This is a genomic window from Paracoccus sp. MA (genome assembly GCF_020990385.1).
GTDB lineage: Bacteria > Pseudomonadota > Alphaproteobacteria > Rhodobacterales > Rhodobacteraceae > Paracoccus.
The window spans coordinates 2,099,139-2,120,319 of sequence record NZ_CP087598.1 but is presented as its reverse complement, the minus strand read 5'-3'; the positions used below and the strand labels follow the sequence as shown (position 1 = coordinate 2,120,319).

Here is a 21,181-nt window from a genome sequence, read left to right as displayed (position 1 = left end):
GAACCTAGCGCCGGGCCCGGCGCCGCGCCATGAAATTCAGGCTTTATTTTGACCTTTTCTGGCCCTATATAGCCCGTCAATCCCCCGAAAATGGAATGGCAGCCGCCGAAAGCCGTTTTCCCCGGCCGGAAGAGATATTGTTAAGGAGAAGGTCATGAACAAGCCGCTGATGGCCAAGGCCACCGCCGTCTGGCTGGTCGACAACACGACGCTGAGCTTCAAGCAGATCGCCGATTTCTGCGGCATGCACGAGCTTGAGGTGCAGGGCATCGCCGATGGCGACGTGGCCGCCGGCGTCAAGGGTTTCGACCCGGTCGCCTCGAACCAGCTCGACGCCGCCGAGATCGAGAAGGGCCAGAAGAACCCGCTCTACAAGCTGAAGCTCAAGCACAACCCCGCCGCCGAGGGCGAGGAGAAGCGCCGCGGCCCGCGCTACACCCCGCTTTCCAAGCGCCAGGACCGGCCCGCCGCCATCCTGTGGCTGGTCAAGTTCCACCCCGAGCTGGCCGATGCGCAGATCGCCAAGCTGGTCGGCACCACCAAGCCGACCATCGCCTCGATCCGCGACCGGACGCATTGGAACATCCAGAACATCCAGCCCATCGACCCGGTGGCGCTGGGGCTGTGCCGGCAGTCCGAACTGGACGCCGCCGTGCAGAAGGCCGCCAAGCGCAAGGCCGCCGAGGGCGGGGCGATGACCGACGACGAGCGCCGCAAGCTGCTCTCGACCGAGACCTCGCTGGCCATGTCGGACGAACCGCGCCTGCCCAGCTCGATCGCCGGGCTGGAGAATTTCAGCCTCAGCAAGAACGATGACAAGCCCGAGCAGGACGACAACCTGGATGCGGACAGCTTCTTCAACCTGCCCGAGGCGGATGACGACGAGGACGAGGACGACCGCCGCTGATCGCGAAAACCCGGAGCCTGGCTCCGGGGTTTCTTTCTGGCCGGTCAGATCGACAGGCAGATGTATTTCATCTCAAGGTAGTCCTCGATGCCGTGGCGCGAGCCCTCGCGGCCGAGGCCGGATTGCTTGACGCCGCCGAAGGGCGCCACCTCGGTCGAGATGATGCCGGTGTTCACGCCGACGATGCCGTATTCCAGCGCCTCCTGCACGCGGGTGATCCGGCCGATGTCGCGGGCATAGAAATACGAGGCGAGGCCGAAGATCGTCGCATTGGCGCGCTCGACGGCCTCTTCCTCGGTCTCGAACTTGAAAAGCGGCGCCAGCGGGCCGAAGGTCTCCTCGGTCGCCACCTTCATCCTGTCGGTGATGCCGGTCACGACCGTCGGGTCGAAGAACAGCCCGTCGCGCGGCTTGCCGCCGGTGACGACGGTGGCGCCGCCCTCCACCGCGTCCTGGATATGTTCCTGGACCTTTTCGACCGCGTCCCGGTTGATCAGCGGGCCGGTGGTCACGCCTTCCTCCAGCCCGTCGCCGACGCGCAGCTTGTCCACCGCCGCCGCCAGCCGCCTGGCGAATTCGTCATAGACCCCGGCCTGCACATAGATGCGGTTGGCGCAGACGCAGGTCTGGCCGTTGTTGCGGAATTTCGAGGCCATGGCGCCCTCGACCGCGGCGTCCAGATCGGCATCGTCGAAGACGATGAAGGGCGCATTGCCACCCAGCTCCATCGAGCATTTCAGCACCTGGTCGGCGGCCTGGCGCAGCAGGATGCGGCCGACCTCGGTCGAGCCGGTGAAGGTCAGCTTGCGGATCAGCGGGTTCTCGCAGAACTCCTTGCCGATATCCGAGGACCGCGACGAGGTCACGATGCTGAACAGCCCCTTGGGCACGCCCGCGCGTTCGGCCAGCACCGCCAGCGCCAGCGCCGAAAGCGGCGTCTCGGCAGCGGGGCGGCCGACGAAGCCGCAGCCCGCGGCGATGGCCGGACCGCATTTGCGGGTGATCATCGCGTTCGGGAAGTTCCAGGGCGTGATCGAGCCGACCACGCCGATCGGCTGGCGGATCACCGTCAGGCGCTTGTCGGGCTGGTGGCCGGGAATGGTCTCGCCATAGATGCGCTTGGCCTCCTCGCCGAACCATTCGATGAAGCTGGCGCCATAGGCGATTTCGCCCTTAGCCTCGGGCAGGGGCTTGCCCTGTTCGGCAGTCAGGATGCGGCCCAGGTCGTCCTGGTTCTCCATCATCAGGTCGAACCATTTGCGCATGATCTGGGCGCGCTCCTTGGCTGTGCGGGCGGCCCAGCCCTTCATCGCCTCGGCCGCGGCCGAGATGGCGCGGGCGACCTCGGTCCGGGACAGGTCGGCGACCTCGGCGATCACGTCGCCGCGGGCCGGGTTCACCACCGGGAAGGTCTTGCCGTCATCGGCGTCCACCCATTCGCCGGCGACATAGGCGCGGGTCTCCAGCAGCGAGGGGTCTTTCAGCAGCATCTTCAGGTCGGTCGCGGGCTTGTTCATGGCGGGGCTCCTTCCAATCCGGTCGCCTTGCAGGCTTGCGCTTTTGCCGGGGCAACGCAAGCCGCAGCTTCCGCGTCCCGCGGCTCGAGGAATTGTGATGAACCTGATCGGGTTTTCCGGCGTTGCACCCTCATCGTCAGGTTTTCCCTCTTGGCGTGTGTGACTGGGGACGGCGCTTCTCTCTCGCGCCGTCCCTTTTTCTTTCTTGTCCAAATATCCCGGGGGAGCGGCTCGCCCGCCCCGTCCAGGGGCGGACGAGCCGCGGGGGCAGAGCCCCCTTTATCCTCGGCTCCAGCAGGGCTGCAGATCGCCCGGGCGCGGCCGGGCCGCATGGATGCCGCGCGCGATGGCGCGGGCCAGCGTGCAGGCGGCGGCATGGCCCAGCCGGAAGGGCGTCAGCGCCGGATCGGGCAGGGGCTTGGCGCCGGTCGAGACGGCAAAGACCAGATCGCCGTCGAAAGGCGTATGGCTGGGCACGATGGCGCGGGCCATGCCGTCCTGCGCCGCGGTGGCCAGCCGCGTCAGCCCGGCCTTGTCCAGCGCCGCGTCGGTGGCGATGATGGCGATGGTCGTCGCCTCGCCCAGCCGTTTCGTGGGGTCCGGCTCATGCGCGGCGGGGTAGGGGCCGGACAGGCCGAGCCCGCCGAATTCCGCGCCGAGCTCCCAGGGCGCGGCCCAGAACTGCCGGGATGCGCCCGCCGTCACCGATCCCAGCGCGTTCACCACCACCAGCGCGCCCAGGGTGATGCCGTCCTCCAGCACCGCCGAGGCCGAGCCGAGCCCGCCCTTCCAGCGATGCGTCATCGCCCCGGTGCCGCCGCCCTCGCTGCCAAGCGCGAAATCGACCCCGGCAGCCTCCAGCGCCCTGCGCCCAAGCGCGGGATAGGGGTTCGTGGGCCAATCCTTGTCGCCGCCGTTCAGCAGGTCGAAGACGATGGCGCCGGGCACGATGGGCACGCGCACCGGGCCCACCTGAAAGCCCCTGCCCATGGCGCGCAACCCCTCCGAGACGCCGTCGCAGGCGGCAAGCCCGAAGGCCGAGCCGCCCGACAGCACCAGCGCATCGACCCCGCCGACCAGCTTGTCGGGGGCCAGCAGCTCGGTCTCGCGCGTGCCGGGGGCGCCGCCCATGACATTGACGCCGCAGGCGAAGGCCGCCTCGCCCAGCAGCACCGTCGTGCCCGAGCGCAGCCTGTCGTCGCGGGCATTGCCGACCCGCAGGCCGGAAACATCGGTGATCAGGTTTCGCGGTCCGGGACGCATCGGGGCCTCATGCAAGCGGGATCGGCCCGCAGTCTGCACGACGCCCCCCGCCGCCCGCAACCCGGGGCCGCATTCCGGCGTTGCAGGACGGCGACGCCGCGCCTACCTAAGGCGGCAGGACATGCGAAAGGACGCAACCATGAATGCCCCCATTCACAGGATCTTCGGCCGCCCGCTGGATGCCGAAATACCGAAAGGCTACGATCAGGCGATCTTCGGCATGGGTTGTTACTGGGGCGTCGAGCGGCTGTTCTGGCAGCAGGAGGGCGTCTGGCTGACCGAGGTCGGCTTTGCCGGCGGCACCGCCGAAAATCCCAGCTACAAGCAGGTCTGCGCCGGCGGCACCGGCCATGCCGAGGTGGTGCGCGTGGTCTATGACAGCTCGCGCGTCAGCTATGAGCGGCTGTTGCAGATCTTCTGGGAAAACCACGACCCGACCCAGGGCAACCGACAGGGCAATGACGTGGGTTCGCAATACCGCTCGCTCATCATGGTGTTCAACGACAGCCAGAAGGCGGCGGCGGAACTCAGCAAGGCCGATTACGGCAACCGGCTGGCGGTGCAGGGCTATCCCGACATCACCACGCAGATCATTCCCGCCGGGCCCTTCTGGCGGGCCGAGGACGATCACCAGCAATATCTCGACCGTTATCCCGATGGCTATTGCGGCTTGCGCGGCACGGGTGTCAAAGCCCCCCTGACCGATACAGCCGAGGGATATTGAATGCCGACCTGGACCGCGCTGACCCACACCATCGGCCGCGAGGCGGCCGAGGCGCTTGCCGAGGCGGGCGAGGAGCTGACCCCCGAACCCGTAGGCACCGGCGTCTTCGAGATCGAGGACGGCTCGAACCGCTGGGAGGTGGGGCTTTACTTTACCGAGGCCCCCGACGAGGTGGGGCTGGCGCTGCTGGCCGCGGCCTGGGACGCCGAGCCCTTCGCGGTCTCGGAACTGCCCGAGGTGGATTGGGTGGCCCATGTCCGGCGCGAGCTTTCGCCGGTCGAGGCCGGACGCTTCTTCGTCCATGGCGGCCATGACGCCGACAAGGTGCCCGAGGGCGCCGAGGCGCTGCTGATCGAGGCGGCCATGGCCTTCGGCACCGGCCATCACGCCACGACCAAGGGCTGCCTGCTGGCGCTGGACCGGATGATCGCCGAGGGCGTCGAGCCGCAGCGCATCGTCGATATCGGCTGCGGCACCGCGGTGCTGGCCATGGCGGCGACGCGGTCCTTCCCGGTGATCGTGCTGGCCGGCGACATCGATCCGCAGGCGGTGGACGTGGCACGCGCCAATGTCATCGCCAACGGGCTGGACGGCCGCGTCGAATGCGTCGAGGCGGTGGGATTCGACCATCCGCTGATCGAGAGCGCGGCGCCCTTCGACCTGGTCTTCGCCAATATCCTGAAGCAGCCGCTGATCGACCTGGTGCCGGACATGGCGCGCCATGTCGCGCCGGGCGGCAGGGCGATCCTGTCGGGCATCCTCGCCACCCAGGCGGACGAGGTGATCGCGGCCTATGCCGCGGGCGGGTTGGTGCTGGAGCGGCGCGACGACTTCGGCGAATGGTCCACCCTGGTCGTCAGGCGCGGCTGATCGGGGCAAGCGCCCCGCAGAAAATACTGAAGGCGGCCTTGCGGGCCGCCTGGTCGTCTTGCCCCTCCGGGCCGGGAAAAGGTCTGCCCCGGGGTTTCCGCGCAGCCGTTTTCGCGTCTTCAACCGCTGCTTAGCGGGCGCGCGCAATCCGTTCGATATCGCCGCGGCACAGACCGATATCGTCCAGCTCGCGATCCGAAAGACGGCTCAGCGCGTTTTTCGTGATGCGCGCATCGTTCCAAGCCGACAGGGCCGCCCAGAATTTCGAGCCAATACCGAGAGAGCCCGCCCCGCCATGGATGCGGTTCGTGTCAATCGCCGACATAGTTTTCACCTTGAGATCATTGCCCGCTCATCGGGCGCTTCGTTGATGCATCAGCATATAGGCCGGGCAATTTGCGAAAACCACGGACAAAGCGGCATCTCTGCCATGCAGCGCGTGCATAAGGCGCCGGAATACTTAACTTTTTGCGGCAAGACCTCCTAACCGACGCTGCGGCGCAATATTCTCCTGCCGCGGGGTGGTTTGCTGCGGAAAGATTGCGCGATTCAGCCCGGTTCGCTCAACGCCAGTCACCCAGCGCCGCCTGCCACAGCGCCAGTGACGCCACGGCAGCCGTGTCGGCGCGCAGGATTCGCGGCCCAAGCGCGATGCGCGTGACGCAATCCATGGCCGAAAGCCGCTTGCGTTCCGATTCGGACCAGCCGCCCTCGGGGCCGATCAGAATCGCCCAGGGACCGCGCGGCAGGGCGGACAGCACCTGCGCCGGTCCCGCCAGCGCCTCGTCGGCCCAGAGGATGCGCCGCCCGGCGTCCCAGCCGTCCAGCAGCCGCGACAGCGGCACCAGTTCGCCGACCTCGGGGACGAAGGTGCCGCCGCATTGCTCGGCGGCCTCGACGGCATGGGCCTGCAGGCGGTCCTGGCGGATGCGTTCGGAATTGGTGTGGTCGGTCTGCACCGGCAGGATGCGGGCGGCGCCCATCTCGGCCGCCTTTTCCACGATGAAATCGGTGCGCGCCTTCTTGATCGGGGCAAAGACCAGCCACAGGTCGGGCGGGTCCAGCTGAGGCGCGGTCCGGCGCAGCGCCTCCAGCGCGCCGCCCCGCTTGGCGATGCGCCCGATCCGCGCCAGCCATTCGCCGTCCCGCCCGTTGAAGACCAGGATCTCGTCCCCCGGGGCCTGCCGCATGACCGAGGACAGGTAATGCGCCTGGTCGGGATTCAGCTCGATGCCTTGTCCCTCGGCCAGCGGGTGATCTATGAACAGTCTGATTTTCGCCATGATGGGGCGCAGCCTAATGCAGACCGACCGTCAGACGCCAGAGGGGCCGAGGCCAGAGGACCACAGCACCGTTGCCGACGCGCCGCCCGACAACTGGGTGGACCGCTACGCGCCGCCCGGCTGGAGGCCGTGGCTGCGCCTGTCCCGCGCCGACCGGCCGATCGGCACCTGGCTTCTGCTGCTGCCCTGCTGGTGGGGCATCGGGCTGGCGATGATCGCCGACCGGCCGGAATGGCGCGACCTGTGGATCGCGGTGGCCTGCGGCGTGGGCGCGGTGCTGATGCGCGGCGCCGGCTGCACCTGGAACGACATCACCGACCGCGACATCGACGACAAGGTGGCGCGCACCCGCTCGCGTCCCATCCCCTCGGGGCAGGTGACGGTCCGGGGCGCGCTGGTCTGGCTGGTGGCGCAGTCGCTGGCCGGCTTCGCCATCCTGCTGACGCTGGGCGGCGCGGCCATCGCGCTGGGCGTGGCCTCGCTGGCGCTGGTCGCGATCTATCCCTTCGCCAAGCGGTTCACCTGGTGGCCGCAGGTCTTTCTGGGCCTGGCCTTCAACTGGGGCGCGCTGCTGGCCTGGGCGGCGCATACTGGCAACCTGGCCCCGGCGCCGGTGCTGGCTTACCTGTCGGGCATCGCCTGGACGATCTTCTACGACACCATCTATGCCCATCAGGATGCCGAAGACGACGCGCTGATCGGCGTCAAGTCGACCGCGCGGCTGTTCGGCCGCGACACGCCGCGCTGGCTGGCGGGCTTCGGCACCGGCTCGGTGCTGCTGCTGGGGCTGGCGGTGATGGCCGCGGCGCCCGAGGGGCTGGGCCTGACGCTGGGTCTGCTGGGCGTCGCCGGTTTTGCCGCGCATCTGGCCTGGCAGCTCTGGCGCTTCGACATGACGGACAGCGCCGGCTGCCTGCGGCTGTTTCGCAGCAACCGCGATGCCGGGCTGGTGGTTGCGCTGTTTCTTGCCTTGGCCGGTCTGTTCTGATTGCGGAAATCCGGCGCAGGCATTACATGCGGCGGGTCGGAAACAGCCCGAAGGTCCCCCTGATGGCCAATCCCCAGCGAACCGCAAGGCGCACCGCGCGCCGGGGTTCCCTTGTCGCAGCCAGCCTGATCGCCCTTGTCGCGGCCGGCGGCCTGTCCTTTCTGGGCGCCCGCGCGGCCGCCGATTTCATCGAGACCAGCACGGCCCAGGATCTGCGCGCGGCGCTGGCCGATTACGACTGGCTGCAGGTCAGGACCGACGGGCTGCAGGTCCAGCTCGAGGGGATCGCGCCCGACGAGGTTCAGCGGTTCCGCGCCCGCGCCCGGGCCGCGACGGTGGTCGATGCGGGGCGGGTGGTCGACAAGATGCAGGTCGCGGCCAGCGCCGAGCGCGCCACCCCCGCCTTCGAGATCGAGCTTCTGCGCAATGACGAGGGCATTTCCATCATCGGCCTGGTGCCCGCCGGTCTGGACCGCCCGTCGCTGGTCGAGCGGCTGAAGCGCCAGACCGGCGCGGCCGAGGTCTCGGACCTGATGGAGAGCGCCGATTACCCTGTCCCCGAGGGTTGGGAGGACGCCTTTGCCTTCGGCCTCAAGGCCGCGCAGCTGGCCAAACGGGCCAAGGTCTCGATCGCGGCGGGCGAGGTCTCGATCCGCGCCCTCACCGACAGCCCGCGCGAAAAGCGCGAGCTTGAGGCGGCGCTGAACCGCGCCAAGCCCGCGGCGGTGACGCTCGTGGCCGATGTCACCGCGCCGCGCCCGCTGATCGCGCCCTTCACCCTGCGCTTCGTCAAGGATGCGACCGGCACCCGCTTCGACGCCTGCGCTGCCGATACCGAAACTGCGCGCGACCGTATCCTGGAGGCGGGGCGCGAGGCCGGCGTGCCGGGCGAGCCGCAATGCACGCTGGGCCTTGGCGCGCCCTCGCCGCGTTGGGCCGATGCCGCCGTGCCCGCGATCCGCGCCATCGAGGCGCTGGGGGCCGGTTCGGTCACGCTTTCGGACACCGACGTGGCGCTGTTCGCCCCCGCCGAGGTCGAGGCCGCGCGCTTCGACGAGGCGGTCGGCCGCCTGGAGGCGGCGCTGCCCCCGGCCTTCACGCTGAGTGCCCGGCACGAAAAGCCCGGCGAGGCCGAGGCGGGGCCGGCCGAGTTCTCGGCCGTGGTCGATCCGGGCGGCGTCAGCCTGCGCGGCCGCATCACCGACGAGCGCATGCGCGACGCGGTGGAAAGCCTGGCCCGGGCGCGGTTCGGGCAGGTCGACAGCGCCCTGCGGACCGACGCCTCGGTGCCCGAGGGCTGGACCCTGCGCGCCATCGCCGCACTTGAGGCGCTGGACGGGCTGGAGCGCGGCAATGCCACGGTGAGCCGCGATCTGGTGCGGATCAGCGGCGTTTCGGGCAACCAGACCGCCTCGGACGGGGTGGCGGCGCGGCTGGCGCAGCGGCTGGGGGCCGGGGCGCGCTACGAGCTGGCGATCCGCTATGACCGGCGCATGGACCCGCTTCTGGGCCTGCCTTCGGGCGTCGAATGCGTGGACCGGCTGAACGCCGCGATGCAGGAATCCGAGATCGGCTTCGAGCCGAACAAGTCGGTGATCGCCGGCGATCCCGGCCCGACCCTGGCGCGGCTGGCCGAGACCATGCAGCCTTGCGCGGAATTCCGCATCGAGATCGGCGGCCATACCGATTCGCAGGGCTCGGAGGCGTTCAACGCCGAACTGTCGCGCTCGCGCGCGCAGGCGGTGCTGGCGGCGATGACCGAGGCGGGCATCGACACGGCCAACCTGACCGCCAAGGGCTATGGCGAAAGCCAGCCCATTGCCGAGAACGACACCGAGGCCGGGCGCGAGGCCAACCGGCGCATCGAATTCACCCTGCTGGCCGACGATCCGGTGGTGACCGAGGCGCTCGAACCGGCCGCGCTGGTCAAGGGGGTGACCGACAGCCCCGAGGCGGTGGCGGCCCGGGCCGCGGCTGCCGCGCGCCATGCCGCGACCGCCGCCATCGGTCCGGCGCTTGGCGTGCCGACCGATCCCGAGGCGGCGCTGTTCGCCGCGACCGAACCGCTGCGGCTGCTGCTGTCGGGCATCGATCCCGCGCGCGTCGCCAGCCGGCCGGCGCAAGAGGCCGCGCTGCCGGAACTGCCGGCGCTGCGGGCCGCCACCCTGCCGGCCGCCGGCCTGCTGCCGCCGCCCGGCGAGGCGGTCGAGCCCATCGAGGCCGCCACCCGCCCGGCGCTGCAGGCGCTGCAGGGCGCCGCGGTCGAGGCCGCGACCATGCCGGTGCGCGATGCGCTGCATGTCAACCGCCCGCTGCCGCGCCCGGAAGCGCCTTCCGAGCCCTGATCCGCAACCTCTTGCCCGAAGCCTCTGCATGAACCGCACCGAATTCATCCTCGCCACCGCGATCATCCTGTTCGCCGCCTTCATGCTGGGCTGGTTCGCAAGCTGGCTGATCCACCGCCTGTCCCGCGTCACCCGCGCCGAGATGGGCGAGCTGGAGAACATGGCCCAGCAGCTGCACGAGGCCGAGGAGGCGCGCGACCGCGCCGTGGACGAGCTGGAAACGCGCGAGGCCGATCTGGTCGCCCGGCTCTCGACTGCCGAGGCGGAGCTGCGGGCGGCGCAGGGGCAGCTGCGCGAAAGCCTGACCGAGATCGAGGAATTGCGGGACTATATCGACCGCAAGCTGGGCCGGAAGGGCTGAGCGGCCGCCCGGCGGCACCGCCGGACCGGGGCTTTGCCCCGGACCCCAGGGTATTTGGAAAACAGAGAAAGCCGGGGCTTTCGGCGCGGGGTCGGACATGGCGAACCGCCGGGCGGGCCGGCGGTCGCGGGTTCAGCGGGTCGGGGCCGGCGGTCGGGTCAGACCCCAGCCTCGATGATGGCGCGGGCCAGGATCGGGATGGTGTCCTGGTTGAGCCCGGCGATGTTGATGCGCGAATCGCCCACCATGTAGATGCCGAATTCCTCCTTGATGCGCTTGACCTGCTCGGGCGTGGCGCCGAGGCGCGAGAACATGCCGCGATGCCGGGCCACGAAGCCGAAGCGGTCCGAACCGGAAAGGTCGCGCAGCTCGCCCGCCAGCTGCTCGCGCAGCTTGAGCATGCCGCCGCGCACCGCCTCCAGCTCGGCCATCCAGTCGGCGCGGAGCTCCGGCGTGTTGAGCACGGTCGAGACGATCTTGGCGCCGTGGAAGGGCGGGAAGGAATAGGTCTGCCGGTTCAGGAAGGCCATGGCGCCCTGCGCCAGGTCGCGGGTCGCCGCATCGGCGCAAAGCGCCAAGAGGCAGCCGGTGCGTTCGCGGTAGATGCCGAAGTTCTTGGAGCAGGAGGCGGCGATCAGCACCTCGGGGATGCGCGAGGCGATCAGCCGGGTGCCGGCTGCATCCTCTTCCAGCCCGTCGCCGAAACCCTGATAGGCCAGGTCGATCAGCGGCAGCGCGCCGGTCCTTTCCAGGATCCCGGCGACCTCGGCCCATTGCTCCAGCGTCAGGTTGGCGCCGGTCGGGTTGTGGCAGCAGCCGTGCAGCAGCACCACATCGCCTTTTTTCGCCGCCGAGATGTCGGCCTTCATGCCCTCGAAATCGACGCCGCGGGACTCGGCGTCGAAATAGCGGTAGGTCTGCACCGGCAGGCCCATGAAATTCATGATCGAGACATGGTTGGGCCAGGTCGGGTCGGAGACGAAAACCCGCAGGTCGGGATTCGCCATCCGCGCCAGTTCCAGCGCCTGCCGGATGGCGCCGGTGCCGCCGACCGTGGCCAGCGCCGCCGTGGTCTCGGGCTTGTGGAGGTCGCCGAGGATCAGCTCGGCCATGGCCTTCTGGAAATCGGGCTCGCCCGACAGGCCGGCATAGGTCTTGGTGGTCTCGGTCTCCAGCATCCGCTGTTCGGCGGCGTGGACGGCGCGCATGATCGGGGTGTGGCCGCTGGCATCCTTGTAGACCCCGACGCCCAGGTCGATCTTGCCCTGGCGGGGATCGGCCTTGAATTCGCCCATCAGGGCCAGGATCTTGTCGGGGGCCTGCGGTTTCAGATTGCCCAGCATCACGCGTCTCCGGTTGCGATTTTAAGGTCGGGGAAGCTGCCCCATTCGGCCCAGCTTCCGTCATAAAGCGAATGGTCCCGGTGCCCGATGCGTTCGAGCGCCAGGAACAGCGAGGCCGCCGTCACCCCCGAGCCGCAGGTGGTGATGACGGGTTTCGACAGGTCCACCCCGGCGGCCTCGAACTCGGCGCGCAGCGCGTCGGGCGCCTTCAGCGTGCCGTCCGGGTTGTAGAGCTTGCCGAAGGGCAGGCTTTTCGAGCCGGGGATATGGCCCGAGCGCAGGCCGGGGCGCGGCTCGGGCGCCTCGCCGCGGAAGCGTTCGGGCGAGCGGGCATCGACGATCTCGTGATCGCCCAGCTTGCTGGCGGCGGCGACCTGGGTCACGTCGCGCACCAGCGCCGCCTGGCGCTGCACGGTGATGTGACGGTCGCGCAGGATCGGCGGCATGTCCTCGGTCTCGCGCCCCTCGGCCAGCCATTTGCCGAAACCGCCGTCCAGCACCGCCACGTCCTGCTTGCCCATCAGCCGGAATGTCCACCAGACCCGCGCCGCCGGGCGCACCGGCGAATTGTCGTAGATCACGACCTGGTGGCCGTCGCCGATGCCCATGGCGCGCATGCGGCTGATGAACATCTCGGGCTGCGGCGCCATGTGCGGCAGCTCGCTGCGCTTGTCGGCGATCTCGTCGATGTCGAAGAAGCGGGCGCCGGGGATATGCGCGGCCATGTATTCCGCCCGGGCGTCGCGGCCCGGTTCCAGGAACCAGCTGGCGTCGATGATGCGCAGGTCGGGATCGTTCAGATGGGCCGCAAGCCAGCCGGTCGAGACCAGCACTTTCGGATCGTCGGAATCGGTGGACATCGGCCTTCCCCCCGCGCGCGCAGAAACGACACCGATGTAACCGCAGCCGCGCGGGGCGGCAAGGCTTAACCCTGCTTCAGCAAACGCTGTTTCTGCCGGTTCCAGTCGCGCTTGGCGGCGGTTTCGCGCTTGTCGGCGACCTTCTTGCCCTTGGCGACGCCGATCTTCAGCTTCACCATGCCGCGGTCGTTGAAATACATCACCAGCGGCACCAGCGTCATGCCTTCGCGCCCGACCGCCTGCCAGAGGCGGGCCAGTTCCTTGCGCGAGACCAGCAGCTTGCGGCGGCGCCGTTCCTCATGCCCGAAGACGCCGGCCTGCTTGTAGGCGGCGATATAGGAATTGATCAGCCACAGCTCGCCATCCTCGACCGAGGCATAGCTTTCGGCGATGTTCGACTGGCCGGTGCGCAGGCTTTTCACCTCGGAGCCGGTCAGCACGATGCCGACCTCGAGATCGCTTTCGATGAAGTAGTCGAAGCGTGCCCGGCGGTTCTCGGCGATGATCTTGTAGTTCGGGTCGGATTTCGTGGCCATGATCGGGCAGAGATAGGGCCGGGCGCCGCGCCTGTAAAGCCCGGGCCTCAATCCGGCCCGAGGAGCAGCCGCAGCAGTGCCTGCGTCCCGGCGGTCACGTCGTGCCAGGTGGTTTCGAAACCCGCCGCCTCGCCGAAATAGGGGTCGGCGACCGATTGCCCCGCGCGGCCCGGCACATGGTCCAGCAGCAGCGACAGCCGCGCCCGCCCGTCCAGCGGCGCAATGCGGCGCAGGTCCGCGAGGTTTTGCCGGTCCATGGCGACGATATGGTCGAAGCGGCGGAAATCCTCGGCCGCGACCTGCCGGGCGCGCAGGGTCGAGATGTCGATGCCGGCCCGCGCCGCCACCGCCTGCGCACGGCGGTCCGGGGCATGGCCCAGATGCCAGTCGCCGGTCCCGGCCGAATCGATCAGCAGCCCCGCGCCCGCACGCTTGGCGGCGGCGCGCAATGCGGCCTCGGCCAGCGGCGAGCGGCAGATATTGCCCAGGCAGACGAAAAGGACCGATGGCGGCGGCATGTTCGACCTCGATTGACCGGCGCCATCTTGCCAGTTCCGCGCAAGCTGGCCCAGACTGCCCGGAAGGAAAAGCAGGGAGGCGGCGGCAATGCGGCATGGCGGGCAGATTCTGGTCGATGCGCTGAAGGCGAACGCGGTCGGGCGGGTGTTCTCGGTCCCCGGTGAAAGCTTTTTGGCGGTGCTCGACGGGCTTTACGCCTCGGGCATCCAGAATGTCGTCTGCCGGCACGAGGGCGGCGCCGCGATGATGGCCGAGGCGCAGGGCAAGCTGACCGGGCGGCCGGGCGTGGCGTTCGTCACCCGCGGCCCGGGCGCGACCAATGCCAGTGCCGGGGTGCATGTGGCGCGGCAGGATTCGACGCCGATGATCCTGTTCGTCGGCCAGATCGCCCGCGCCGACCGCGACCGCGAGGCGTTTCAGGAGGTCGATTACCGCGCCATGTTCGGCCCCTTGGCGAAATGGGTGGCCGAGATCGACCAGACCGAGCGCATCCCGGAATATGTCTCGCGCGCCTTCCACCTTGCCATGTCGGGCCGGCCCGGTCCCGTGGTGCTGGCGCTGCCCGAGGACATGCTTTCCGCCCGGGCCGAGGTGCCGGACCCGGCCCCTGCCGTGCCGCCGCTTTCCGCCGTCGCCGGCGAATCCGTCGCCGCCATCGCGCAGGCGCTGGCCGGGGCCGAGCGGCTGCTGGTGGTGCCGGGCGGCACGCTGTGGTCGCAGGCCGCCGCCGACGACCTGGCGCGCTTCGCCGAAGGCTGGGGCCTGCCGGTCGCGGTGCCCTTCCGCCGCCAGGGGCATATGGACAATGCGCATCCGAACTATGTCGGCGACCTGAGCGTCGGCATGAACCCGGCGCTGGGGCAGGCGCTGTCGCAGGCGGATTGCCTGCTGTCGCTGGGCGCGCGGCTGGGCGACACGCTGACCCGCGGCTATGAGCTGATGGACCCGGTGCGCCCGCATGCGCGGGTGATCCACGTCCATCCCTCGCCGGACGAACTGGGGCATCTCTGGCGGCCCGATCCGGGGCTGGTGGCCGATCCGCGTGCGGTGGTGGCGGCGCTGGCGGCGCTGCCCGCACCACGGCGCTGGGACGATTGGACCGCCGGGCTGCGCGCGGGTTACGAGGCCTGGCAGCAGCCCCGGCCCACCCCCGGCGCGGTGCGGATGGAGGCAGTGATGCGCTGGCTGTCCGACCATCTGCCGCCCGACGCGATCATCGCCAACGGCGCCGGGAACTATGCGGCCTTCATCCATCGCTATTACCGCTTCCGCCGCTGGGGCACGCAGCTGGCGCCGACCTCCGGCTCGATGGGCTACGGTCTGCCCGCCGCCATCGCCGCCAAGCTGCAGCACCCCGATCGCATCGTGGTCTGTATGGCCGGGGACGGCTGCCTGCAGATGACGGTGAACGAGCTTTCCACCGCCGCCCAGCATGGCGCGGCCGTCATCGTCATCGTGGCGAATAACGGCCATTACGGCACGATCCGCATGCATCAGGAACGCAGCTATCCCGGCCGCGTCTCGGGCACGGCGCTGGCCAATCCCGATTTCGCGGCACTGGCCCGCGCCTATGGCGGCCACGGCGAGCGGGTCGAGCGGCAGGAGGATTTCGCCGATGCCTTCGCCCGCGCGCAGGCCGCCGGAACGCTGGCGGTGCTGGAGCTGATGCTCGACCCCGAGGCGCTGAGCGCCGGCGCCACGCTCTCCGAGACCCGCGCGGCGGGCGAAGCGGCGCTGCGCCGGGCCTGACGGGGAAAGCGGGCGGCCAAGCCGGCCGGGGGCCGAGGGGCGGCGGGCAGGTCGCGGCCCGGATCGGCTGCGCGCAGGCGGGGCTGGTCCTTCGGGGCGCCCTTCGGCCCGGACGATGCTCGGGGGAACGGCGCTTTCCCCGGGAAGGGCCGGCCCTAGAACCCGCCGATCCAGACCAGCGCGGCGGCCAGCGTCGCGGCTACCGGCACCGTGATCAGCCAGGCCCCGAGGATCATCCGCATGTAGGAGCGGCGCACCAGATGCCGCCGCCGGCGTTCCTCGGCCGGCAGGGGGGCATGGCCGGCCGCCAGTCGCCGGTCGCGCCATTCGCGATAGAAGCCGATCCCGAAGACGCCGCCCACCGCGACATGGGTGGTCGAGACCGGCAGGCCGAGCAGCGAGGCCCCCAGCACCGTCGCCGCCGTCGCCAGCGACACGCAAAGCGCGCGCGAGGCGTTCAGCCGGGTGATGCGGCTGCCGACCATATGCACCAGCCGCCGCCCGAACAGCAGCACCCCCAGCGCGATGCCAAGCCCGCCCAGCAGCAGCACCAGCCGCCCGCGCAAGGCGTTGTCCCCGCCCGCCGACATGCTGTCGAGGATGATGGTGAGCGGCGCCGCCACGTTCGAGGTGTCGTTCGCGCCATGGGCAAAGCCCATCACCAGCGCCGCGGCGACCAGCGGCACCGCCAGAAGCTGCTTCATCGCCAGCCGTCCGCCGCCTCCGCCCCGCGACAGCCGGTCGATGCGCCGCCGCGTATAGACCCAGCCCAGCGTGCCGCAGGCCAGCACCAGCACCGCGTTCGCCGCCAGCCCCGAACCCTGCCAGGCCAGCTCGACCACGCCGGCCAGCATGGCCGAGGCCAGCCCGACGATCACCGGCATCCAGATGCGGGCGGCGGCGACGCGGTCCGCGCGGTCCAGGACCAGGCCGCGCAGCAGCGCCATCAGCCCCGCCGCCGCCAGGCCCGAGACCAGCGGCGACACGATCCAGCCGAAGGCGATCATCGCCATGGCCGGCCAGTTCACCGCCCCCAGGCCAAAGCTCGCCATGCCCGCCCCGGCGATGGCGCCGACCACGGAATGGGTGGTGCTGACCGGCGCGCCAAGCCAGGTGGCCAGGCTGATCCAGCTGCCCGCCGCCAGCAGCGCCGCCAGCATCATCCGCGCCGTCGCCTCGCCCGCGCCCAGCGTGCTGCCGACCAGACCCTCGGTCAGGGTGGCGGTGACGGCGCTGCCGGCGATGACCGCGCCCAGCACCTCCATCGCCGCGACCGAGAGCAGGCCGGCGGTCATGCCGATGGCGCCCGCCCCTACCGCCGGCCCCAGCGCGTTCGCCACGTCGTTGCCGCCGATCGACAGCGCCAGATAGGCAGCGACGGCCATGCCGGCCGCCAGGATGCCGATCGCCGGCTGGCCGGCGAAGAAGCCGGTGCCGACATAGCTGGCGGCGGCGATGAAGATCAGCGCCAGCCCCAGCCGCAGCAGGGGCCGCGCCGAATGCAGCACCGCCCGCTCGGTATTGGTGACGCGGCTCAGGTCCTTGTCGAGCGTGCGGTATTCGCGGGGTTCGCGCCTCATTCCGGGGGGGACCGGCGCTTGGCCGCGGGCAGGCCGCGCAGCAGCTGCTTCAGCCCGGTCTCGGCCACCATGCGGGCGGCATCCTCGGGCGTGAACCAGCGGCGCTTGCGCTCATGCGCCTCGGGGAAATCCCGTTCCAGCCCGTCGACGTAAAGCGGAAAGACCCGCACCTCGACCGGGATGGCGAAGCCGCGATCCTGATCCTTGTCATAGTGATAGCGGCCGATCTCGGCCTCGCCGACGCGGCCGCGGACGCCGGCTTCCTCCCATGCCTCCTGCCGGGCGGCATCGGCCAGGCTGCGGCCGGGCATGGGCCAGCCCTTGGGCACGATCCAGCGCCCGGTGCCGCGGCTGGTCACCAGCAGCACGTCGCCGGTCGCCTCGTTCAGGCACAGCGCCGCGACCTGCATGTCGGGCGGGCGCCGGCCGATCAGCCGCGCCAGCCTTTCGCGGAACTCGACGATCATGCCGGATCCTCCGCGTCGCGGATGCGGCCCCGCGCCGCCTTGACCTCGCCGCGCTGGGTCTTGGCGGCCAGCCGGCGGCGCTGGCTGCCCAGCGTCGGACGGGTCGGGATGCGCTTGCGCGGCGCGACCAGCGCCTGGCGGATCAGCTCGGCCAGCCGCTCGCGCGCCAGCTCGCGGTTGCGGGCCTGGCTGCGGGTTTCCTCGGCCCGGATCAGCACCGCGCCGTCCTGGGTCCAGCGCCGCCCGGCCAGCCGCTTCAGCCGCGCCTTGACCGGCGGAGCCAGGTGCGGCGAACGCTCGGCCTCGAAGCGCAGCTCCACGGCGGTCTCGACCTTGTTCACGTTCTGCCCGCCCGGCCCCTGCGAGCGGGTGAACTGTTCGGACAGCTCCCATTCCTGGATGGTGATCTGGTCGTTGATGCGCAGCATGATGCGAATATGTCGCAAATCCCGGTTAAGAAAAGGTCAAGCGAATCACGAAACGCGCAAATTGCGTCAGTGAAGCCGTATTGCCGCAGTCGCCGAGGCGCCATCCGCATCCACCACCGTCAATTCGGCAAAGCCCGGGCCGGGATGCGGCAGGCTGGCCATGGGTTGCGGCTGGGCGATGGCGGCGGGCGCGCCGTTCAGAAGGAAGGTCCAGGGCCCGCGCCCGCCCCGCGCCTTGGCGGTCAGCGGCCCCTGCGCCTCGATCTCGGCCCCGTCCGGCGGATAGGTCAGGCGCAGCGCATCGGGGCTGGCGGGGCGGGCCGCCATGGCGCTGGCCGCGCCCGGCGGGGCAAAGCGGCGCAGGGGCAGGGGCAGGGCGCTGTTCGGCAGGGTCAGCGTCTGCGGCGGAGGCGGCGGCAGCGCCACCGCGGGCAGGGCGTCGAACAGGTCGAACAGCACCGGCGCCGCCAGCTCGCCGCCGAAGGCGCCGGGCACCGGCGTGCCGTCCGGCCGGCCCAGCCAGACCGCGCCGACCCGCGCGCCGTCGAATCCCACCGCCAGCGCGTCGCGATGCCCGTAGGAGGTGCCGGTCTTATAGGCCATCGGCCGCAACCGCGCGCCATGCGGGGCGGGGTTCTGGCTCAGGATATGGCCGACCTGCCAGGCCGCGACCGGGCCGAACATCGGTGCGGCCCGCTCTTCGCCCCCGCCCGGCAGGGCCGAAAGCGTGACGGCCCGCCCGCCCCGGGCCAGCGCGGCATAGCCCTCGGCCAGCCCCTCCAGCGTGACGCCGGCGCCGCCCAGCACGATGGCCAGCCCCGGGGCCTCGCCCGGCAGGCGCAGATCGACCCCGCCCCGGCGCAGCGCCTGGGCGATGCGGTTCGGCCCCACCGCCTCGGCCAGCTTCACCACCGGGATGTTCAGCGACCAGATCAGCGCGTTCCTCAGGCTGACGGTGCCGCGGAAATGATGGTCGAAATTCTGCGGCTGCCAGCGGCCGAAGGCGGTGGGCCGGTCCTCGATCAGCGTCTCGGGATGCGCCAGCCCGTCGTCGAAGGCGAGGCCATAGACGAAGGGCTTCAGCGTCGAGCCCGGAGAGCGCCAGGCCCTCGCCATGTCCACGAAACCGGCCGAGGCGCCATCCGTCCAGTCCGCCGCGCCGACCTCGGCCAGGATCTCGCCCGTCCGGTGATCGGCCAGCACCACGGCCGCCGAGAGCCGCCGCCCGGCGCTGCGCACGGCGCGCGAGGCCAGCTCCTCGGCCCGGCGCTGCAGGCGCGCGTCGATGGTGGTCTCGATCCGCGCCGCGCCGGGATTTTCCCGCACCAGCCGCGCCGCCAGCAGCGGCGCCAGCGCCGGAAAGGCGCGGCGCATCCGCGGCACCGGCTCCTCCATCGCCGCCCGCGCGTCGGCATCGGAGATCAGCCCGGCCCGCGCCGCCCGCCCCAGAACCCGGTCCCGCGCCGTCTTGGCGGCCAGCGGGAAACGGTCCGGCCGCCGGGTCTCGGGCGATTGCGGCAGCGCCACCAGCAGCGCCGCCTGCGCGGGGGAGAGCCGCCGCGGCTCCTTGCCGAACCATTGCAGGCTGGCGGCGCGGACCCCTTCGACATTGGCGCCATAGGGGGCAAGGCGCAGGTAAAGCTCCAGGATCCCGCGTTTCTCCAACCGCCGCTCCAGCGCCAGCGCCAGCCGCATCTGCCGCGCCTTGCCGGCCCATTGCCCGGTCGGCCCCTCCTCGATCAGCCGCGCCACCTGCATGGTCAGGGTCGAGCCGCCCGAGACCACCCGCCCATGCCGCGCCGCCTGCCAGCCGGCGCGCAAGAGCGCCCGCGCATCGATCCCGGCATGGCGCTGGAACCGCCGATCCTCCCAGATCATCAGCATGTCGAGAAACAGCGGATCGACCGGCCCCGCATCCAGCCGCCAGCGCCCGTCCGCGACCTGGAACGCCCGCAGCAGCGTGCCGTCCCGCGCCGCGACCTCGACCCCGACCGCCACCTCCAGCCGGGGCAGGGCGGTGGCATCGACCCAGGCGTCGAAGCGATCCCGCGCCCCGGCCCCGATGCCCAGGACCAGGACGGCAGCCATCAGCGACAGGGCGAAGCGGCGCGATCTCATGCCCCATCAATACGCCAGACGCGGCCGGGAAAGAACTCGCCTTCTTCGCTCTCCAAATGTTCATGCGACCGTGCCGCTGCCCGGATGTCGCCGCCTTTCACCGTTTCCCAAATACTCACGCGGCGGCGCAACCCGCGGCTACTTCGCCTCCTCCTCGCCGAAGAGCCCCTTCAGGCCCCGCGCGATCAGATTGCCGACCCGGGGCCGGGGCTGGTGCAGGAAGGGCAGCGGCCGGCAGACCTCCATCGCCGCGATGCCGACGCGGGCGGTCAGGGCGCCGTTCACCACCCCCTCGCCGAAGCGTTTCGAGACCTTGGCGAGCAGGCCGCCGCCGGCCACGGTATGGATCAGGTCGTCGCCGGCGGCGACGGCGCCGGTGGCGATCAGATGCGTCATCACCGTGCGCGCCAGCCGCCAGCCGCCGACGGCGCCGGCGCGGCCGCCATAGATCTCGGCCATGCGGCGGATCATGCGCAGGTTCGCCGCCAGCGCCGCGATCACGTCGGCCAGCGCCAGCGGGATCAGCGCGGTGGCGGCGGCGACGGTGCGGGCGGCGGCCTCGATCTCGCGCCGGGCCTCAAGGTCCAGGGCCGCCAGCAACTCGGTCTCGGCCAGGGCGATCAGCGTTTCGGCATCATAGGCGTCGGGCTTGCGCTCGCGCAGCCGGGTCAGGCCCCATTCCAGCTCCGGCCGGGCGCGATACAGGCCCTCCATCCGCGCCACCACATGCTGCGCGGCCTTCAGGTCGCCCGAGGCCAGCGCCGCCCCCGCCTCGCGGTTGATGCCGTCGATGGCGGCAAAGCGCGACCAGGCGCGGTATTCGCGAAACGCCATCCCCAGCGCCGCGAGGCAGAACAGCACCATCAGCGCGATGCCGATCCAGCCCAGCAGCGGATAGCTGTTCAACAGGCCGGTCAGGTAGCGCAGCGCCGCCACGGACAGCAGAAAGGTGAACAGCGCCACCCCGGTATTGATGAAGAAGCGCGTCAGCCGCGACGGCCCGCGCCCGACCAGCCGCGCCACCAGCTGCATGGTGCGCGGCTGCGGCAAGGGCGGCGCCAGCCCGTCGTCGATCATCGGCGCATCGGCGGGCGAGGGCGCGGGTTCGCCCTCGCGCCACTCGGCCCGCGGCGCCTTGCGGTCGCGCTGGTCGGGGCGGGTCGGAGCCACGGCCAGGGGACCGGGCCGCTCCGGTCCGGCACCAGGACTCGGGGCGGCGCCCGTCGCCTGCGCGGGGCTGGCGGCCGCGGCCTGTTCGCCCTGCGCCTCGCCCATCTCCTTCAGCACCGGCCCGCGCCGTTTCGGAGGTTCAGCCATGGCGCT

At 70.9% G+C, this 21,181-nt stretch carries 20 protein-coding genes; 7 read left to right on the top strand and 13 right to left on the bottom strand.

Going from position 1 to position 21,181, the window contains the following annotated elements:
* Positions 1 to 154: 154 nt before the first annotated feature.
* A complete protein-coding gene (locus LOS78_RS17575; protein WP_028713383.1) occupies positions 155 to 907 on the top strand; it encodes a DUF1013 domain-containing protein in 753 nt (250 codons plus the stop codon).
* A gap of 44 nt (positions 908 to 951) precedes the next feature.
* Here the strand turns inward: LOS78_RS17575 and LOS78_RS17570 are convergent, their stop codons facing one another.
* Both LOS78_RS17570 and LOS78_RS17565 read right to left on the bottom strand, forming a co-directional pair.
* Positions 952 to 2,424 (bottom strand): NAD-dependent succinate-semialdehyde dehydrogenase, encoded by a 1,473-nt coding sequence (locus LOS78_RS17570; protein WP_230377637.1) that lies wholly within the window; start codon positions 2,422 to 2,424, stop codon positions 952 to 954.
* A gap of 279 nt (positions 2,425 to 2,703) precedes the next feature.
* Positions 2,704 to 3,687 (bottom strand): P1 family peptidase, encoded by a 984-nt coding sequence (locus tag LOS78_RS17565; protein WP_230377636.1) that lies wholly within the window; start codon positions 3,685 to 3,687, stop codon positions 2,704 to 2,706.
* A 139-nt stretch (positions 3,688 to 3,826) separates the two neighbouring features.
* Between LOS78_RS17565 and msrA the strand changes: the two genes are divergently transcribed.
* Both msrA and LOS78_RS17555 read left to right on the top strand, forming a co-directional pair.
* The gene (gene msrA / locus LOS78_RS17560; protein WP_084637843.1) at positions 3,827 to 4,411 is read left to right on the top strand and encodes a peptide-methionine (S)-S-oxide reductase MsrA; all 585 of its coding nucleotides are present in this window, start codon (positions 3,827 to 3,829) and stop codon (positions 4,409 to 4,411) included.
* Complete coding sequence (locus tag LOS78_RS17555) at positions 4,412 to 5,281, top strand: 50S ribosomal protein L11 methyltransferase (protein ID WP_230377635.1); 870 nt, start codon at positions 4,412 to 4,414, stop codon at positions 5,279 to 5,281.
* 130 nt (positions 5,282 to 5,411) lie between these two features.
* Here the strand turns inward: LOS78_RS17555 and LOS78_RS17550 are convergent, their stop codons facing one another.
* Together LOS78_RS17550 and LOS78_RS17545 are read right to left on the bottom strand one after the other, a co-directional pair.
* Positions 5,412 to 5,606: a DUF1127 domain-containing protein gene (locus LOS78_RS17550; protein ID WP_028713387.1), complete on the bottom strand. Its 195-nt coding sequence runs from the start codon at positions 5,604 to 5,606 to the stop codon at positions 5,412 to 5,414.
* A gap of 238 nt (positions 5,607 to 5,844) precedes the next feature.
* Positions 5,845 to 6,564 (bottom strand): 16S rRNA (uracil(1498)-N(3))-methyltransferase, encoded by a 720-nt coding sequence (locus LOS78_RS17545; RefSeq protein ID WP_230377634.1) that lies wholly within the window; start codon positions 6,562 to 6,564, stop codon positions 5,845 to 5,847.
* A gap of 16 nt (positions 6,565 to 6,580) precedes the next feature.
* Between LOS78_RS17545 and ubiA the strand changes: the two genes are divergently transcribed.
* The 3 genes from ubiA (at position 6,581) to LOS78_RS17530 (ending at position 10,258) form a co-directional block, all read left to right on the top strand.
* On the top strand, positions 6,581 to 7,552 hold the full coding sequence (gene ubiA / locus LOS78_RS17540; RefSeq protein ID WP_230377633.1) for a 4-hydroxybenzoate octaprenyltransferase: 972 nt from the start codon (positions 6,581 to 6,583) through the stop codon (positions 7,550 to 7,552).
* A 62-nt stretch (positions 7,553 to 7,614) separates the two neighbouring features.
* The gene (locus tag LOS78_RS17535) at positions 7,615 to 9,897 is read left to right on the top strand and encodes an OmpA family protein (protein WP_230377632.1); all 2,283 of its coding nucleotides are present in this window, start codon (positions 7,615 to 7,617) and stop codon (positions 9,895 to 9,897) included.
* 28 nt (positions 9,898 to 9,925) lie between these two features.
* The gene (locus tag LOS78_RS17530; protein ID WP_028713391.1) at positions 9,926 to 10,258 is read left to right on the top strand and encodes a hypothetical protein; all 333 of its coding nucleotides are present in this window, start codon (positions 9,926 to 9,928) and stop codon (positions 10,256 to 10,258) included.
* 158 nt (positions 10,259 to 10,416) lie between these two features.
* On the opposite strand, the gene LOS78_RS17525 is transcribed toward LOS78_RS17530, so the two are convergent.
* The 4 genes from LOS78_RS17525 to LOS78_RS17510 form a co-directional block, all read right to left on the bottom strand.
* Entirely contained in the window at positions 10,417 to 11,601 is a 1,185-nt protein-coding gene (locus LOS78_RS17525) for an amino acid aminotransferase (protein WP_230377631.1), read from the bottom strand.
* Positions 11,601 to 12,461 carry a 3-mercaptopyruvate sulfurtransferase gene (gene sseA / locus LOS78_RS17520; protein WP_028716235.1) on the bottom strand — a complete coding sequence of 287 codons (861 nt, stop codon included), beginning with the start codon at positions 12,459 to 12,461 and terminating at the stop codon, positions 11,601 to 11,603. The genes LOS78_RS17525 and sseA overlap by 1 nt, the downstream gene beginning before the upstream one ends.
* A gap of 65 nt (positions 12,462 to 12,526) precedes the next feature.
* Entirely contained in the window at positions 12,527 to 12,997 is a 471-nt protein-coding gene (smpB, locus tag LOS78_RS17515) for an SsrA-binding protein SmpB (protein ID WP_028713394.1), read from the bottom strand.
* A 47-nt stretch (positions 12,998 to 13,044) separates the two neighbouring features.
* A complete protein-coding gene (locus tag LOS78_RS17510) occupies positions 13,045 to 13,515 on the bottom strand; it encodes a low molecular weight protein-tyrosine-phosphatase (protein ID WP_230377630.1) in 471 nt (156 codons plus the stop codon).
* 88 nt (positions 13,516 to 13,603) lie between these two features.
* Here LOS78_RS17510 and LOS78_RS17505 point away from each other — a divergent pair, with 88 nt between their 5' ends.
* Positions 13,604 to 15,265 carry a thiamine pyrophosphate-binding protein gene (locus LOS78_RS17505; RefSeq protein ID WP_230377629.1) on the top strand — a complete coding sequence of 554 codons (1,662 nt, stop codon included), beginning with the start codon at positions 13,604 to 13,606 and terminating at the stop codon, positions 15,263 to 15,265.
* A 155-nt stretch (positions 15,266 to 15,420) separates the two neighbouring features.
* Here the strand turns inward: LOS78_RS17505 and LOS78_RS17500 are convergent, their stop codons facing one another.
* The 5 genes from LOS78_RS17500 to LOS78_RS17480 form a co-directional block, all read right to left on the bottom strand.
* The gene (locus LOS78_RS17500) at positions 15,421 to 16,845 is read right to left on the bottom strand and encodes an inorganic phosphate transporter (RefSeq protein WP_230377628.1); all 1,425 of its coding nucleotides are present in this window, start codon (positions 16,843 to 16,845) and stop codon (positions 15,421 to 15,423) included.
* On the bottom strand, positions 16,842 to 17,312 hold the full coding sequence (locus LOS78_RS17495; RefSeq protein WP_230377627.1) for an NUDIX hydrolase: 471 nt from the start codon (positions 17,310 to 17,312) through the stop codon (positions 16,842 to 16,844). The genes LOS78_RS17500 and LOS78_RS17495 overlap by 4 nt, the downstream gene beginning before the upstream one ends.
* Positions 17,309 to 17,740 (bottom strand): alternative ribosome rescue aminoacyl-tRNA hydrolase ArfB, encoded by a 432-nt coding sequence (arfB, locus tag LOS78_RS17490; RefSeq protein ID WP_028713399.1) that lies wholly within the window; start codon positions 17,738 to 17,740, stop codon positions 17,309 to 17,311. Before arfB ends, LOS78_RS17495 begins: the two co-directional genes overlap by 4 nt.
* Positions 17,741 to 17,806: 66 nt before the next feature.
* A complete protein-coding gene (gene pbpC, locus LOS78_RS17485; protein ID WP_230377626.1) occupies positions 17,807 to 19,858 on the bottom strand; it encodes a penicillin-binding protein 1C in 2,052 nt (683 codons plus the stop codon).
* 138 nt (positions 19,859 to 19,996) lie between these two features.
* Complete coding sequence (locus LOS78_RS17480; protein ID WP_230377625.1) at positions 19,997 to 21,175, bottom strand: YcjF family protein; 1,179 nt, start codon at positions 21,173 to 21,175, stop codon at positions 19,997 to 19,999.
* Between the last annotated feature and the right edge of the window lie 6 nt (positions 21,176 to 21,181).

What these genes read in the sequence shown, in the direction of transcription:
- LOS78_RS17575 (WP_028713383.1), top strand. Translation starts at nt 155, where the DNA reads ATGAACAAGCCGCTGATGGCCAAGGCCACCGCCGTCTGGCTGGTCGAC.
- LOS78_RS17570 (WP_230377637.1), bottom strand. Translation starts at nt 2,424, where the DNA reads ATGAACAAGCCCGCGACCGACCTGAAGATGCTGCTGAAAGACCCCTCG.
- LOS78_RS17565 (WP_230377636.1), bottom strand. Translation starts at nt 3,687, where the DNA reads ATGCGTCCCGGACCGCGAAACCTGATCACCGATGTTTCCGGCCTGCGG.
- msrA (WP_084637843.1), top strand. Translation starts at nt 3,827, where the DNA reads ATGAATGCCCCCATTCACAGGATCTTCGGCCGCCCGCTGGATGCCGAA.
- LOS78_RS17555 (WP_230377635.1), top strand. Translation starts at nt 4,412, where the DNA reads ATGCCGACCTGGACCGCGCTGACCCACACCATCGGCCGCGAGGCGGCC.
- LOS78_RS17550 (WP_028713387.1), bottom strand. Translation starts at nt 5,606, where the DNA reads ATGTCGGCGATTGACACGAACCGCATCCATGGCGGGGCGGGCTCTCTC.
- LOS78_RS17545 (WP_230377634.1), bottom strand. Translation starts at nt 6,564, where the DNA reads ATGGCGAAAATCAGACTGTTCATAGATCACCCGCTGGCCGAGGGACAA.
- ubiA (WP_230377633.1), top strand. Translation starts at nt 6,581, where the DNA reads ATGCAGACCGACCGTCAGACGCCAGAGGGGCCGAGGCCAGAGGACCAC.
- LOS78_RS17535 (WP_230377632.1), top strand. Translation starts at nt 7,615, where the DNA reads ATGGCCAATCCCCAGCGAACCGCAAGGCGCACCGCGCGCCGGGGTTCC.
- LOS78_RS17530 (WP_028713391.1), top strand. Translation starts at nt 9,926, where the DNA reads ATGAACCGCACCGAATTCATCCTCGCCACCGCGATCATCCTGTTCGCC.
- LOS78_RS17525 (WP_230377631.1), bottom strand. Translation starts at nt 11,601, where the DNA reads ATGCTGGGCAATCTGAAACCGCAGGCCCCCGACAAGATCCTGGCCCTG.
- sseA (WP_028716235.1), bottom strand. Translation starts at nt 12,461, where the DNA reads ATGTCCACCGATTCCGACGATCCGAAAGTGCTGGTCTCGACCGGCTGG.
- smpB (WP_028713394.1), bottom strand. Translation starts at nt 12,997, where the DNA reads ATGGCCACGAAATCCGACCCGAACTACAAGATCATCGCCGAGAACCGC.
- LOS78_RS17510 (WP_230377630.1), bottom strand. Translation starts at nt 13,515, where the DNA reads ATGCCGCCGCCATCGGTCCTTTTCGTCTGCCTGGGCAATATCTGCCGC.
- LOS78_RS17505 (WP_230377629.1), top strand. Translation starts at nt 13,604, where the DNA reads ATGCGGCATGGCGGGCAGATTCTGGTCGATGCGCTGAAGGCGAACGCG.
- LOS78_RS17500 (WP_230377628.1), bottom strand. Translation starts at nt 16,845, where the DNA reads ATGAGGCGCGAACCCCGCGAATACCGCACGCTCGACAAGGACCTGAGC.
- LOS78_RS17495 (WP_230377627.1), bottom strand. Translation starts at nt 17,312, where the DNA reads ATGATCGTCGAGTTCCGCGAAAGGCTGGCGCGGCTGATCGGCCGGCGC.
- arfB (WP_028713399.1), bottom strand. Translation starts at nt 17,740, where the DNA reads ATGCTGCGCATCAACGACCAGATCACCATCCAGGAATGGGAGCTGTCC.
- pbpC (WP_230377626.1), bottom strand. Translation starts at nt 19,858, where the DNA reads ATGAGATCGCGCCGCTTCGCCCTGTCGCTGATGGCTGCCGTCCTGGTC.
- LOS78_RS17480 (WP_230377625.1), bottom strand. Translation starts at nt 21,175, where the DNA reads ATGGCTGAACCTCCGAAACGGCGCGGGCCGGTGCTGAAGGAGATGGGC.